This window comes from Synechococcus sp. CB0101, assembly GCF_000179235.2.
GTDB lineage: Bacteria > Cyanobacteriota > Cyanobacteriia > PCC-6307 > Cyanobiaceae > Vulcanococcus.
This window is the reverse complement of record NZ_CP039373.1, coordinates 1,948,453-1,961,136: the sequence shown is the minus strand read 5'-3', so window position 1 is coordinate 1,961,136 and position 12,684 is coordinate 1,948,453. Positions and strand designations below refer to the sequence as shown.

The 12,684-nt window shown below is 63.2% G+C and carries 15 protein-coding genes; 5 read left to right on the top strand and 10 right to left on the bottom strand.

Annotation, left to right across the window (positions count from 1 at the left end):
* The first annotated feature begins 92 nt into the window (after positions 1 to 92).
* Both CB0101_RS10470 and CB0101_RS10460 read left to right on the top strand, forming a co-directional pair.
* Positions 93 to 761, top strand: a complete 669-nt coding sequence (locus CB0101_RS10470; protein ID WP_246833746.1) for a hypothetical protein — start codon at positions 93 to 95, stop codon at positions 759 to 761.
* Positions 762 to 1,088: 327 nt separating this feature from the next.
* On the top strand, positions 1,089 to 1,277 hold the full coding sequence (locus tag CB0101_RS10460; protein ID WP_010311765.1) for a hypothetical protein: 189 nt from the start codon (positions 1,089 to 1,091) through the stop codon (positions 1,275 to 1,277).
* Positions 1,278 to 1,381: 104 nt separating this feature from the next.
* Here the strand turns inward: CB0101_RS10460 and CB0101_RS10455 are convergent, their stop codons facing one another.
* From CB0101_RS10455 to CB0101_RS10445, 3 genes are all read right to left on the bottom strand, one after another.
* Complete coding sequence (locus CB0101_RS10455) at positions 1,382 to 2,728, bottom strand: hypothetical protein (protein WP_246833745.1); 1,347 nt, start codon at positions 2,726 to 2,728, stop codon at positions 1,382 to 1,384.
* Positions 2,729 to 2,965: 237 nt separating this feature from the next.
* On the bottom strand, positions 2,966 to 3,412 hold the full coding sequence (locus CB0101_RS10450) for a hypothetical protein (protein WP_168187976.1): 447 nt from the start codon (positions 3,410 to 3,412) through the stop codon (positions 2,966 to 2,968).
* A gap of 68 nt (positions 3,413 to 3,480) precedes the next feature.
* Positions 3,481 to 3,666: a hypothetical protein gene (locus tag CB0101_RS10445; protein WP_136644090.1), complete on the bottom strand. Its 186-nt coding sequence runs from the start codon at positions 3,664 to 3,666 to the stop codon at positions 3,481 to 3,483.
* A 7-nt stretch (positions 3,667 to 3,673) separates the two neighbouring features.
* Here CB0101_RS10445 and CB0101_RS10440 point away from each other — a divergent pair, with 7 nt between their 5' ends.
* Positions 3,674 to 4,675 (top strand): aldo/keto reductase, encoded by a 1,002-nt coding sequence (locus CB0101_RS10440; RefSeq protein WP_210409953.1) that lies wholly within the window; start codon positions 3,674 to 3,676, stop codon positions 4,673 to 4,675.
* Here the strand turns inward: CB0101_RS10440 and CB0101_RS10435 are convergent, their stop codons facing one another.
* A complete protein-coding gene (locus CB0101_RS10435; RefSeq protein ID WP_050778813.1) occupies positions 4,676 to 5,353 on the bottom strand; it encodes a hypothetical protein in 678 nt (225 codons plus the stop codon). It lies immediately after the preceding gene.
* Positions 5,354 to 5,525: 172 nt separating this feature from the next.
* On the bottom strand, positions 5,526 to 6,560 hold the full coding sequence (gene purM, locus CB0101_RS10430; protein ID WP_010311778.1) for a phosphoribosylformylglycinamidine cyclo-ligase: 1,035 nt from the start codon (positions 6,558 to 6,560) through the stop codon (positions 5,526 to 5,528).
* A gap of 413 nt (positions 6,561 to 6,973) precedes the next feature.
* On the opposite strand from purM, the gene CB0101_RS10425 reads away from it, so the two are divergent.
* Together CB0101_RS10425 and CB0101_RS10420 are read left to right on the top strand one after the other, a co-directional pair.
* Positions 6,974 to 7,507 (top strand): septal ring lytic transglycosylase RlpA family protein, encoded by a 534-nt coding sequence (locus tag CB0101_RS10425; protein WP_010311780.1) that lies wholly within the window; start codon positions 6,974 to 6,976, stop codon positions 7,505 to 7,507.
* Positions 7,508 to 7,624: 117 nt separating this feature from the next.
* The gene (locus tag CB0101_RS10420) at positions 7,625 to 9,154 is read left to right on the top strand and encodes a bifunctional pantoate--beta-alanine ligase/(d)CMP kinase (RefSeq protein ID WP_246833876.1); all 1,530 of its coding nucleotides are present in this window, start codon (positions 7,625 to 7,627) and stop codon (positions 9,152 to 9,154) included.
* Here the strand turns inward: CB0101_RS10420 and CB0101_RS10415 are convergent.
* The 5 genes from CB0101_RS10415 to CB0101_RS10395 all read right to left on the bottom strand — a co-directional run bounded on the left by CB0101_RS10415 (position 9,151) and on the right by CB0101_RS10395 (position 12,365).
* The gene (locus tag CB0101_RS10415; RefSeq protein ID WP_010311787.1) at positions 9,151 to 9,639 is read right to left on the bottom strand and encodes a low molecular weight protein-tyrosine-phosphatase; all 489 of its coding nucleotides are present in this window, start codon (positions 9,637 to 9,639) and stop codon (positions 9,151 to 9,153) included. The two genes, CB0101_RS10420 and CB0101_RS10415, sit on opposite strands and share 4 nt — an antisense overlap.
* The gene (locus CB0101_RS10410) at positions 9,632 to 10,294 is read right to left on the bottom strand and encodes a HEAT repeat domain-containing protein (protein ID WP_010311789.1); all 663 of its coding nucleotides are present in this window, start codon (positions 10,292 to 10,294) and stop codon (positions 9,632 to 9,634) included. Before CB0101_RS10410 ends, CB0101_RS10415 begins: the two co-directional genes overlap by 8 nt.
* 11 nt (positions 10,295 to 10,305) lie before the next feature.
* Entirely contained in the window at positions 10,306 to 11,178 is an 873-nt protein-coding gene (locus CB0101_RS10405; protein WP_010311791.1) for a HEAT repeat domain-containing protein, read from the bottom strand.
* A 125-nt stretch (positions 11,179 to 11,303) separates the two neighbouring features.
* On the bottom strand, positions 11,304 to 11,792 hold the full coding sequence (cpcA, locus tag CB0101_RS10400) for a phycocyanin subunit alpha (protein WP_136644088.1): 489 nt from the start codon (positions 11,790 to 11,792) through the stop codon (positions 11,304 to 11,306).
* A gap of 54 nt (positions 11,793 to 11,846) precedes the next feature.
* A complete protein-coding gene (locus tag CB0101_RS10395; protein WP_136644087.1) occupies positions 11,847 to 12,365 on the bottom strand; it encodes a phycocyanin subunit beta in 519 nt (172 codons plus the stop codon).
* Positions 12,366 to 12,684 lie beyond the last annotated feature (319 nt).

Genomic DNA, 12,684 nt, shown 5'->3' with positions numbered 1-12,684 from the left:
GGAATAAGGACTAAGAACTCATAAGGGTTATCAACCCTCAAAGACCTTGTGGTCACAAGAGATTCAACGAAACCATAACTCTCAAATCAACTATGACTTACACAAGAATTCGTTGCGAACGAAGTGAGCAACAATCACACGCGAAGCGGGTGATTGAATCAGGACACCACCAAATCCAGAATTTGCTACTGGATTCCAAGAACTATCAAGATCCCACCAGAATCCATAAGGCAATCATTGAATACCAATTCCAGAAGGTCTTCCAACCCTGTTGGTTTGGCAGCATTCAATGGCAACCCTTTATCACTGACTACGCCACAGCGGTGAAGGAAGCGCGGCATTTCCGAAACAAGTTCTTCTGTGCCCTCCTGAATACGAAACCAACCAAGATTCCAAATCCTCCTGAACGACCACGAATCATCTGGTTTCACGAAAAGGCACCAGTGTGTATCAATCCTCAAGATCCCAAGAATCCACGCTACAAGATCGCATTCCATACCCACTTTCATCTTGAGGAATGCCCTGAACCTTATGACACCTGGATCCGTTTGGATTGGTTGATCCGTAATCAAGTTGGCAAAGGGTTTCAACGGTTCTCCACCAGCAACTCAAAGGAGAACAAAGGATTCGTCCTGAAACCTTGGATCCGCGAGCATCACGCCAACTACAACCTCAAGGATTACTACCGCTTCAGGCACCATCAGGATTCAGACCTGGTGCTGGACATTGAGAACTCAGATCTTCAGTTCTCCAGGAACTAAATAGCAGGAAGGCATTCACATTCCAACCATATGAATCAAACCCTATCCCCTGAGGGCAAATCCATCAATATCTTTTTTGGCAACAAGCACCAGGAGACCTTTGAGGAGTTTGAGTCCCTTTCCAAAACCTTGAGGCGATCCAGAACAGGAACTCTCCACTTCCTCCTGACCCACTACAGGTGGTATGAGAAATACAAGCAGACGGTGATGTGACGATGGCAAAACCGATTTACCTGGACTCCGTTGAATATGAAATGTTGCTTGAGATTGCCAAGCGGAACCGCCTGAAACCAGAACAGTTTCTCAAGAAAGCAATTCAAGCAGCATATGGGCAACTCAAGTAAGCAGCAGGTGTTCTCCAAGATTCGGTTCCTGGAGGATCAACTGGTGTCACTGGATCACTACCTCCCTGAAACCTACGACTATCTGATGCGGGAGTTGGACATTCAGAAACGCATCCTGGCGGAACTGGAGGTTCAGGAGACCTTCGCCGCTATTGACCAAGGGCGTCAGTGAGATAGCAGTTGAAAAGTGAGCAGGGAACCTAACCTACAAAGCATTCCATTCGTGTTCAAAAGAATCCCGCCAGAAATCCAACCAGGAAGGGAGTGGATAAATCCTTATGGCGAAACTCTTTTCACCATTGACCATTGCCCAGGTTTGATTTGTGTTCTTACTCTCTTCGCGGTTGCTTCTTCCTCGATGAAACGCAGGTAGGTTCGCTGAAGCATTTCTGCTGAGGTCATCCCGTTTTGGGCAAAGGCATAGATCCCAGGAGGACGACCCAGTTCAGGAACTTCTTCAAGGGTGAGGCGAAATGCCGTATGGCGAATGTTGGTCATTGTCACCGCTTGAGATAGGATTGGCGGATCGCATTGGTCGAGCACATACCTCAACAGGTCGTTTAGATTCTTCTTGAGAGTCCCTGAAACATCCGACTCAGAGCGTTTGATGTGTGGAAATACAAGTAACCCTTTTGGTCGCCTGAGGTTCATCCTTCTCCAGTTGGCAATCGCATCAGGGCGGTAGTGAGTTGTGCGTTGCTGAGGTCGGTTTCCTTTGGTCTGCTCCAGGAGACAGATGATCTCTTCGCCGTGGTCCTGGAACCATTCTGCTCTGAGTCGTGGGAGGTCCTCTGCACGCAGGTAGAAGAACCACATCAGGTTGAGAGTGTCGTAGAGATCGACCCAGTTCCTCTGGTTCAAGCGATTTGCTGCTTTCCACTCCAGCGCCTTGTATTGCTGGGGTGTGAGGTCTGCCCTTGCTACTCCGCCTGAAAGTTCGACGATCTTGCCCATCAGGCGGTCCCATTCATCTCGCTTCAGGTGCTGAACCTGTTTGACCTGTCTTGAGATGGAAGGGAAATCTGGAATCGACAGGTGGGGGAAGTCCGATCGTGCCTCCTTGAGCAGTTCCCTGATCAGGGTCTTCTGCTGTGCCTTGGTGCCACCCATATCGTTGGTCGCAGTCCTGCGGGCATCAAGCACTGCCCAGTAGTCCGCAAAGTCAGCAGCGGTGATCTTCTCAACTGACTTCTGCGCCCAGGGTTGGTGCTTCACCCCATAGGACTGCCCATCCCACTTCAGGCGGGTGTCCCTGCTCCAACGGGCAAAGTTCCGCTGGGTCTTGCGCTTGCTGCTCTCACGGGCATACCAGCGTTCCCAGTAGATCTCCAGGGCGTGTTGCTGCTCCGCCTCCTGCTGCTCTTTGAGGATGCGTGCTGAGCGTTGGAGTTCCTGAACCCATTCCACCGCCCTCTTTGCCGCCTCATAGGGGTCAGGAGTGCCCATAGACCCACGCAGAGGGTCGCGCTTGCCTGTCTTCCCTACACGCCCCTTGTCAGGGCGATGGTCTTCCTCCAAAGAGGGCAACCACGACGCTGAGAGGTTTTGCGTGCGTGCGACTTTACGAATCTTCAGATTGTTGGGGTAAGACCCCTTGATGCCGAGGTCGGAAACGCTGAGCACCGACCAGTTCTCTGGCAGAGGTCGTGACCCTGATTTCACCTTCCTTTTGCCCCAGTTTTGGGAGGCGGTCAAAGCACTGACTTTATCCCTACTGGAAGGTGAGTGGAAGGTGAGCAAGGGCGCTTGACCCTTGATTTAGTGCCGTTCTGGCGCTTCTGACACCACATATGGCGTCTAATATTGAAGATATTGTAATTTTCTCCAGTTCGAATCTGGGTGCCGCCTCTCGTTCACAACTCAGCGCAGCTGCGCTGAAATCCTCCATGGCGGCTCACCGGCCGCCGCAAGGGCAACGTTCAGGGCTTCACAGCGCAATTCGCTGGGGTCGATCTGGCAACTCCCCTGCGCTGACCAGGTGCGGGGCAATCCCTGCACCAATCCGCGCCCATCGAAACGGGCCAGGCTGAAGCTCACCAGGCTGAAGCTGAGATCGCGCTTCAGCGAGCAGCTGCCGTTGCGGCAGACCATGGGTTTGCTGCCTTCCGTCAACGCACCCACCAGGGTCAGTCTGAGCAATACGCCGGGCTCCTTGGTCTCGGCCTGCACGCTGAGGCGCACCACCTGAGGGCTGCGCTGATCCAGCTGCACGTCCTGGCAGCGCAGCTTGGGGGCCGCTCCGTGTTCCACCACGCAGCTGTTGGGCCGCGTGCGCCAGCGCCCGAACACATCCTCGGCCGCGGGCACTGGGTTTGCCGTCGAGGCCAGCAGTGCAACCCCGGCCAAGGCGATGCAGCGAAAGGATCCCCGCCGCATCAGTAGCCGGAATCGGCCACACAGGCGCCGATGCACACCAGTCCGTTGCTGGCGGTGCGGCCGCAATGGCCGCAAAGCACCGGATCGGGCGCCATTTCTGGCGCCGCCTCATCAGAGCGAGGAGCGCCATCGGCTGGAGCGGCAGCAGCGCCAGCGGCCACGGCAGAGCTGGGCAGAGAATTCACCGCAGAGATGGCCCCGACTGGCTCGATCATGGCAAGCGGCAGCGGACAACCCGGGATCGGGGTGGGCACCTGGGCCTGGGGCAATCAATTCCTGTGGGGCTACGACCCCAAACGCGACGACGATGCTCTGGCCGCCACCTTCCAGCGCTGCCTGGAGCGGGGGCTGCACTTTTTCGACACGGCCGATTCCTATGGCACAGGCCGGCTGAACGGGCGCAGTGAAACACTGCTCGGGCGCTTCGCCATGGCGGCTCCGGCCGAGCAGCGCCATCAGCTCTGCATCGCCACCAAACTGGCGCCCTTCCCCTGGCGCTTCGGCCGTCAGGGCTACCGCCGCGCCTTCGCCGCTTCCCAGGAACGGTTGCAGGGCCAGATGAAACGGGTGCAGCTGCACTGGAGCACGGCCCGCTATGCCCCCTGGCAGGAGGGCCCCTTGCTCGATGGCCTGGCTGACCTAGTGCGCAGCGGGGCGGTGGAGAGCCTTGGAGTCTCGAATGTGGGGCCCAAGCGGCTGCGCGCGCTGCACCAGCGCCTGGCGGACCAGGGCGTTCCCCTGCGCAGCCTGCAGGTGCAGCTCTCGCTGCTGGCACCGCAACCGATCCAGCCGGGTGGCGTGGCCGAGGTGTGCCAGGAGCTCCAAATCGATCTGATCGCCTACAGCCCCCTGGCCCTGGGGTTGCTCAGCCGCAGCGAGGAAACACCGAGCCGGCCGCTCACTGGCACCCGCCGCAGCCTGTTCCGGCGGCTGGAGCCCCAGATGCATCAGCTGCGGCAACGCATGGAGGAGATCGCTGCGGGCCGGCCCGGCGGCCTGGCGGCCGTGGCCCTCAACTGGTGCCGCGCCCACGGAGCCATGCCCATTCCTGGGCTGCGCAGCGTGGAGCAGGTAGACGCCACCGCCTCAGCGCTGAGCTGGGAGCTCAGCAGCGATGAGCAGCACAGCCTCGATCAGCTGGCGTTGATGGCAGACGCCGCCAGGATGCCTGCCAATCCGTTCCAAAGCGCCTGATCAGGCCAGTCCCATCTGGGGCGAGGGATCTGGGGTGAGCACCACGGGCATACGCTCGCGCTCGGGGGCTTCAGCCGCTTCGGCGGGGCGGCTGAGCGACACCAAGCGGGGGCGCGGCGCCTCAAGGGCCGGCGGTGCTGCCGGCTCTTCAGCCGCAGCTGGGCCCTCATCACAGGCGGTGAGCGCTTCCTGCAGCAGGGAGTCGAAGGTGGCACCGGGCAAGCGGTGGCGCGCGATCTCGAGGAACGCGCGAGCCAGGGATTCACCGGCCGCCGCCTTCAGGGCTGGGTTGGTGCGGCGTTGCTCCTGCTCCTCCTCCACGGCGCGGATGAACCGCTCGGTCACATCGCGCTTGGTGGCAGCACGGATCCGGGTTTCCTGCTCCTGGGGGGAGAGCTGCAGCTGCTGATCGAGCTCCTCGAGGCGGCGGCTGATGCTCTCAAGCACCTCGCGGGCTTCCTTGCCCACATGGGCCAGCTGACCATCCGAGAGGCGAGGCAGATCCGCCACAAACACCTTGCCGTGGTCGCGCAGGGTGAGGAAGGTGGGCCGCACGCTGCTGCGGCTGGGGTAGGCGTCGCGGGGGCGGAGCGGGCGGTTGGGGGGGATCGGACCAGCGGAACTACGCCGGCGGGTGATTCGGGTGGAAGCGTTTAAAAGCGAGCCGTTTAACGACATCTCGAACCTATGAAGAACGGAACCTATGTGCTGAGTTCTGCGTGACCGAACAATCAGACCCGGCGCGGCTAAGAACGAAACCGCACCGCAGTGCCCAGACCCTAATGGGCTGAAGCGGATTCACCGGGCGCAAACGCCAGGCTGATGCAATTTGGCAGCTGAAGCCGCTGAATCAGTACGGCAATCCAGCCAGGGGAGTCGATCCGGCTGCACCGGCCTCCACCTGACCCAGCAACCAGGCCTGATGCCCTTGGCGCTGGCAGACCTGCAGGGCCGCATCCACAGCCGACTCGGGCAGCACCAGACAGAAGCCCACCCCGAGGTTGAAGGTGTTCCAGAGATCGGCCTCGGGCACCTCACCGTTCTCCTGAAGCCATCGGAAGAGCGCAGGACGCTCCCAACTGCCAGCATCGAGACGGGCATGCAGACCAGCGGGCAAGGCCCGGGGCAGATTTTCAGGCAAACCGCCACCGGTGATGTGGGCCATGCCATGGAGCTCGAGCCCATCGGCCAGCAGCGCCTGCACTAGCGAGGCATACAAGACAGTGGGCGCCAGCAGGGCATCCAGCACACCCGGGCCACCGGGGCTCAAGCAGGTGTCGGGCGTGACCCCGCGCATGTCCAGGATGCGGCGCACGAGGCTGAAGCCATTGCTGTGCACGCCACTGCTGGCCACTGCCACGATGCGATCGCCGGCCTGCACCCGCGCTGGGTCGATCAGTTCGTCTTCTTCCACCACGGCCACGCAGAAGCCCGCCAGGTCGTAGCGGCCGGGGCCATAGAAACCAGGCATTTCAGCCGTTTCACCGCCCAGCAGGGCACAACCGCTCTGGCGGCAGCCATCGGCGATGCCCTCCACCACCTGAGCCATGGCCTCAGGGGTGAGCTTGCCGGTAGCGATGTAATCGAGAAAGAACAGGGGCTGGGCGCCACTGGTGATCACGTCGTTGACGCACATCGCCACCAAATCAATGCCCACCCCGTGGTGCTGGCCATGGGCCTGAGCCAGCTCCAGCTTGGTGCCCACACCATCGGTCCCCGACACCAACAGCGGCTTGCGCATGCCCTGGGGCAAGCGACAAAGCCCACCGAAACCACCTAGACCGCCCAGCACCTCAGGCCGCCGCGTGGACTCAACACTCGAGCGGATGCGCTCCACAAAGGCACGCCCCGCCTCCACATCAACGCCGGCTGTGCGGTAGTCCATCCCTGCAAGCACTAACGGATCCTTCGATCCTGCCCCGCCAAGGTCCCACCGGAACAGCCAATCGGGCAGCCGGCCGCCAGATTGGCACGCGCTTCGATCAGTCCCGCTTATCCAGGCGATCAGCGGCCGTGATCCATTGCCCCCCTTGCCAACCCCACAGATCCCTGCGATAGCCAAAGGTTCGGGATTTGATCGCAAATGCTGATCAATCCAATCCGTGCAATTGAAGACCAAATCAACCACGCACCACCAGTAACTTTGCGGCGTCGTTAATTGCCGATAGGAACTCCGTCATCCCATCAGTTCAGAAACGGCTCGCAATTTCCGCGCAGCTTGATTCGAATTGGTCCGAGGTTGATGGGCCACACCTTTTCCAGTGGCTGCTGTGTTGATCGCGGCGAGTTTCGCTTGTTATGCGTCGCCTCTGTCTCCTTGGTGGTTCGGCACTGTTGCTCTCCGGCAGCACTGGTTTGCCCCCGGCCTTCGCCACCACCGGCCGCGTTGCTGCTGAAGCTGGCAGCCCTTCCCTCGATCTGGCCATCCGCAGCGTGGAGCCCAGCCTCGAGTCGGCCGAGCCCTCAGACGAGCTCCCGATCAAACCCGCCGCACCCGTGCTGCCCATCGCCACACCCCCGCAGCAACCGCGGGTGAAGTCGGTGAGCAAAGGTCAAGCCAGCTGGTACGGCCCCGGCTTCTACGGAAACCGCACCGCCAACGGTGAGGTGTTCCGTCCCGGCACCCTCACTGCAGCGCATCGCACCCTGCCCTTCGGCACCAAGGTGCGCGTCACCAACCTGGGCAACGGCCGCAGCGCCATCGTGCGCATCAACGATCGGGGCCCCTTCCATGGCAACCGCGTGATTGACCTGGCCCATGGCGCTGCCAACAACCTGGGCTTGATCTCCAGCGGCATCGCCAACGTGAAGCTGGAAGTACTTCAGCCCTGAATGCCTTGATTGGCATCCCCCAAGCCCACTGGCCTCGGCCGGTGGGCTTTTTGCTGGCCCGGTAGGGTCGGCCTTGAGCCGGAAGAGCCCGTGCGCCTGCTGCGCCGCTGCACCGATCTGGAGGCCTGGCGCCGCAGCACCGGTGCGGCGCCTCTGCATTTCGTGCCCACGATGGGCGCCCTGCACGCTGGGCACCAGAGCCTGATCAGCCGGGCTGCACGGCCCGTGGCGGGCCTGCAGCCGCAGGTGTTGGTGAGCGTGTTCGTGAACCCTCTGCAATTCGGGGCCCACGAGGATTTCGGCCGCTACCCCCGCCAGCTCGAGCGGGATGCCGAGCTGGCCGAGGCCGCCGGCGCCCATGCCCTCTTCGCCCCCAGCGTGGAGGAGCTCTACCCCGCCGGCGACGGCGAACTCACGCGGATCCAACCGCCCGAATCCCTGCAGAGGGGCCTATGCGGCCGGCACCGCCCCGGCCACTTCAACGGCGTGGCCACGGTGGTGGCACGGCTGCTGGGGTTGATCCGGCCCGATCAGCTCCTGCTGGGCGAAAAGGATTGGCAACAGCTGGTAATCCTGCAGCGGATGGCTGCGGATCTGGGCCTGCCGGTGCAGGTGGTGGGCTGCCCCACCCTGCGGGAGAGCGACGGCCTGGCGCTGAGCTCACGCAACAGCTACCTCAGCCCGGCACAGCGCCAGCAGGCCAGCGCATTGCCCCAGGCGCTGCAGGCTGCCGCCGCCTCCCCGCTGCCCCCTGGCAGCGCCCTGGCCCCCGCCCTGGCGCAGGTGCAGCAGCAGCTGGAGCAGGCCGGCCTGGTGCTCGACTATGTAGAAGCGGTGTGCCCCCGCAGCCTGCAGCCCCGCAGCAGCCTCTCGGGCCTCACCCTCCTGGCTGCCGCCGCCCACTGCGGCCCCAGCCGCCTAATCGACCACGTGTTTCTGATGAGCCGAGCCCCGATCGTTGCCATCGACGGCCCTGCCGGAGCCGGCAAGAGCACGGTGACCCGCGCCTTTGCTGAGCGGCTTGGGCTGATCTATCTCGACACCGGCGCCATGTACCGGGCCGTGACCTGGCTGGTGCAGCAAAGCGGCGCGGACGCCAGCGATGCCGCCGCGGTGGCGCCGCTGCTGGAGGGCCTCGATCTGCAGCTGAGCACCGCCGCCGCCGGGAGCCAACGGGTGAGCGTGAACGGCCACGACGTGACCGAGGCAATCCGCTCACCGGAGGTGACCGCCCAGGTGTCGGTGGTGGCAGCCCATGGCTGCGTGCGCGAAGCGCTCACCCGCCAGCAGCAGGCGATGGGCAAACGGGGCGGGCTGGTGGCCGAAGGACGCGACATCGGCACCGCCGTGTTTCCCGATGCCGAACTGAAGGTGTTTCTCACCGCCACGGTGGCCGAACGGGCCCGCCGCCGCGCCCTTGATCTGGAGCAGCGCGGCTTTGCCGTGCCGGCTCTGGCGGAACTCGAGGCCCAGATCGCCGAACGCGACCATCTCGATTCCACGCGGGACGTGGCCCCGCTCACCCAGGCCGGCGATGCGGTGGAGCTGATCACCGATGGCCTGAGCATCGACGCGGTGATCGAGCAGCTGGTGCAGCTGTTCCGCCAGCGGGTGCCCCACGACGCCTGGCCGGAGCCCGCGGCCTAGCGCTCCTCGCGCAGCAGGCTCTCGAGCAGCCCACCGCAGGCATCCTCCAGCAGATCGAGCACATGCTCGAAGCCCTGCTCGCCTCCGTAATAGGGATCGGGCACCTCGCTGGCCCGGTGCTGGCGGCAGTGGCTGGTCATCGGCTCAATCCTCGCCAGACCCGGCCGATCCCGCAGTTCGCGCGCCAGAGAACGCACGTTGCGCAGGTTGTCGTCATCCATGGTGAGGATGCGATCGAAGGCGCTGAAATCCGCCAGCTCGATCTGGCGCGCGCGGCTGGGCAGATGAATGCCGCGGCGCTCCGCGGCGGCGCGCATGCGCCGATCCGCGGGGTTGCCCACGTGCCAGCCACCGGTGCCGGCGCTATCCACCACAAAGCGATCTTCCAGACCCTCGCGGGCGATCAGGTGCAAAAACACCCCCTCGGCGGCCGGTGAGCGGCAGATGTTGCCGAGGCAGACAAACAACAGGCGCTGCTCAGCCATGGTTCACCCCCAGGCGCTGCAGGGCCAGGGCGGCCCGGAGCTGCACCACTGGGGCCTCCTCCGTTGGATTCCGGCACAGACCGATCAGCGCGTCGTGCAGGCGCTGCTGCGCAACGGGCCCCTCGGCCAGCTCGGGATGCACGGCGGGCGCGAGCGATTCAAGCCCCACCACCACGGCGTAACGCACCACCCACTCACCATCGCGGCAACCCTCCACCAAGGCGTGCAAGCAGCGCTCAGCCGTGGCGCGGCGCTGCGGTGGCGGAAGCGCATCGAGCCGCAATTGCCCAAGACCCCGGGCCGCCGCACGGCGCACGCTGGGGCCGATGTCTTTGCCGAGGGCATCTTCGAGCACCTCCAGGCCGCGCACATCACCGATGCCGGCCAGGGCGCGCACGGCCCAGGCACGAGCGCCGTAGTTGTAGCCGTCGATGTTGGAGAGGATCGTGTCAACGGCAGGCACGCCGATGGCGATCAGGCCATCAACGGCGGCCACGGCAGCGCCAGGGTTGTTGAAGCCCAGCACCTCCACCAGGCAGGTCGCACCATCGGGATGGGCGGAGGCGGCAAGGGCTTGGGTGGCCTGCAGAAGGCCTAAAGCGCTATCGGCGCGCTGCACGGCCTCCACCAGGGCCGCCACATCCGATGGGGTCATCACAGAAGTGCTCACAGCAGGGCATCCATGGCATCGAGCACCGCCACGGTGGCGGCATCAGGTGCCTCGCCTGACGAAGCGGCATGGCCGCCCGCCGAACCAGCGCCCTGCTCCACCAGACCGCGCAGAGCAATCAGCTTGAGGCTGTTCTCTGCCAGGGTTGCAGCAATGGGCTCCAGGGCCTCGCGCCATCCGGCGGCCCCCAGATCCATCAGAGCTGCGCGGCGCACCTGCAACTGCTGGTGGTGCAGCAATTGCACCAGCTGATCACCCCAGCGGCGCTCTTGGGTGAGCTGCAGCAGGGCCCGACAGGCGGCGCTGCGGATCAAGGGCCGCTCATGGCCCACAAACGGCTCGATCACCGCCAACACCGGCGGCTCGGCCACACCGATCTCTCCAAGGGCTTCGAGCAGCGCTTCACAGGGTTCCTGCAGCCGGGGCGTGCCGGGTTGCTGGGCTCCGGCCACCGCCGGGCCACTAGCTAATCGGCGGCGCAGGGGCTCAACTGCCGCTTGAGCACGCAGATCACCGAGGGCGCGCGCTGCAGCTTCGCGCAGGCCGTGGTCGTCGTCCTCAAGGGTGGCCAGCAGATCAGGAATGGCCGCTTGGGCGCTCTGGCCGAGCTTGCCGAGGGCGCGGGCTGCATTGCGCGCCACGGCATTTTCTTCCACGCCAGCCCCGGGGTCGCGGGGGCGGCGCTGACGCAACGCCTCCTGCAACAGGGGCACCGCATCGGGATGCGTGCTGCGGTTGCGGCCCAACCACCAGGCCGCGTAGTACTGCGCGGAGGGGTCATCGGTGAGGCGCAGGCGACGCAGCGCCTCCTCTTCACTGATCGGATCTCCGTTGCCCGGAATCGATGGGTCGGCGTCGCCGGCGGCCATGGCCCAAAACGATGGCGATGGTGATGCTGCCATCGCCGCCGGTCCCATCGCGGACGGATGCAACAAAAAAAGCCCCCCTTTCGGGGGGCTCGGGGCAACTCGCGGTTGCGCTGTGAATCTGAAAATCAGACCAGAGCGGCGATCGCGTAGTCGATGTAGTTGTTGGCGATCACGCCGGCGTCGCCGGAGATGCCGTGGTTGGCCTTGATGTAGTTCAGAGCTTCCACATACCAGGAGGGGGAGAGCTCGAACGCACGGTTGATCTCGTCGAGACCTGCGATCAGGTACTCGTCGATGGGGCCGGTGCCACCAGCAACCAGGCAGTAGGTCACCTGACGCAGGTAGTAGCCGATGTCACGGGCGCACTTGGCCTTACCGCGCGCGTCGGAGGCGTAGTTGCTGCCCTGCATCTGGGTGGTGTAGGGGAACTTGTTGTAAACGGCCTGGGCAGCGCCGTTCACCAGTTCGTCAGCCTTGGCGGTCAGAGCCTTGGCAGCAGCCAGAGCGTTGGCAGCGCGCTCGAAACGGCCGAAAGCGGCGTTCAGCTCGGTGTTGCTCAGGAAGCGGCCCTGGGAATCAGCGGCTGCAACGGCTTCGGTGAGGGGGGTCTTCATTGTTCGAAGTGAAGAAGAAGGGTGGACCTAGAAATGACGCGGAGCAGCGTTGCCTCAGGCAACAGCAGCAGCAGCGCGATCGAAGTAGGTGCCGATCTCGCTCATCAGAGCGGAGCAGTCGCCGGGGGTGATGCCGTTGCGATCGTTGGCGATCGAGATGGCGGCGTCCTTCATCTTGCGGATGCCTTCGGCCACGGAAGCGCCAGGAACGCCCAGAGCCAGATAGGTCTCACGCAGGCCGTTCAGGCAGCGGTCTTCCAGCACGGAAGCGTCGCCGGTGAAGATCGCGTAGGTCACGTAGCGCAGCACGATCTCCATGTCGCGCAGGCAAGCAGCCATGCGACGGTGGGTGTACGCGTTGCCGCCGGGGGCGATCAGAGCGGGCTGCTGGTCGAACAGTTCGCGAGCAGCGTTGGTGACGATCTTGGAAGCGTTGGAGGTGATGCGGTTCACAGCATCCATACGCTTGAAGCTGTCGCCAACCATCGCCGAAAGGGCGTCGATTTGACCAGCGTTCAGGAATTCGCCGCGGGCATCAGCCTGGGCAACGACCTTGGTGAAGGCGTCGAACATTGAGAAGCTCCTGTTCTCGACGTGAGTCGGGGAGGGGGATGAGGGGTGCCATCAACAGCAAGGGGGCTGAAGGTCAACCCTGTTGCGCGCTGATCGCGATGGTCACAATCACCCAATACCGAAACAACGGAGTGTTGAACGGTTTGTTTGATCGCTGACCCAAGCATTGTGGCCAGGGCTGCCGGCGTGATCATCGAGGACCACTGGGAAGTTCACAAAGGGTCACCGTTCTGGCGAAACCGCAGGCGGAGACAGGGCTCCACCCGGCAATTGCGAACAAAATCGGAAGCAATTCCGCGCAAAAGCTGAAACGCAAAAA

Coding starts and splice junctions, on each gene's coding strand:
- CB0101_RS10440 (WP_210409953.1), top strand. CDS start 3,674: ATGGCCCCGACTGGCTCGATCATGGCAAGCGGCAGCGGACAACCCGGG.
- purM (WP_010311778.1), bottom strand. CDS start 6,560: ATGGACTACCGCACAGCCGGCGTTGATGTGGAGGCGGGGCGTGCCTTT.
- CB0101_RS10470 (WP_246833746.1), top strand. CDS start 93: ATGACTTACACAAGAATTCGTTGCGAACGAAGTGAGCAACAATCACAC.
- CB0101_RS10410 (WP_010311789.1), bottom strand. CDS start 10,294: ATGACCCCATCGGATGTGGCGGCCCTGGTGGAGGCCGTGCAGCGCGCC.
- CB0101_RS10405 (WP_010311791.1), bottom strand. CDS start 11,178: ATGGCCGCCGGCGACGCCGACCCATCGATTCCGGGCAACGGAGATCCG.
- CB0101_RS10395 (WP_136644087.1), bottom strand. CDS start 12,365: ATGTTCGACGCCTTCACCAAGGTCGTTGCCCAGGCTGATGCCCGCGGC.
- CB0101_RS10415 (WP_010311787.1), bottom strand. CDS start 9,639: ATGGCTGAGCAGCGCCTGTTGTTTGTCTGCCTCGGCAACATCTGCCGC.
- CB0101_RS10460 (WP_010311765.1), top strand. CDS start 1,089: ATGGGCAACTCAAGTAAGCAGCAGGTGTTCTCCAAGATTCGGTTCCTG.
- CB0101_RS10425 (WP_010311780.1), top strand. CDS start 6,974: ATGCGTCGCCTCTGTCTCCTTGGTGGTTCGGCACTGTTGCTCTCCGGC.
- CB0101_RS10435 (WP_050778813.1), bottom strand. CDS start 5,353: ATGTCGTTAAACGGCTCGCTTTTAAACGCTTCCACCCGAATCACCCGC.
- cpcA (WP_136644088.1), bottom strand. CDS start 11,792: ATGAAGACCCCCCTCACCGAAGCCGTTGCAGCCGCTGATTCCCAGGGC.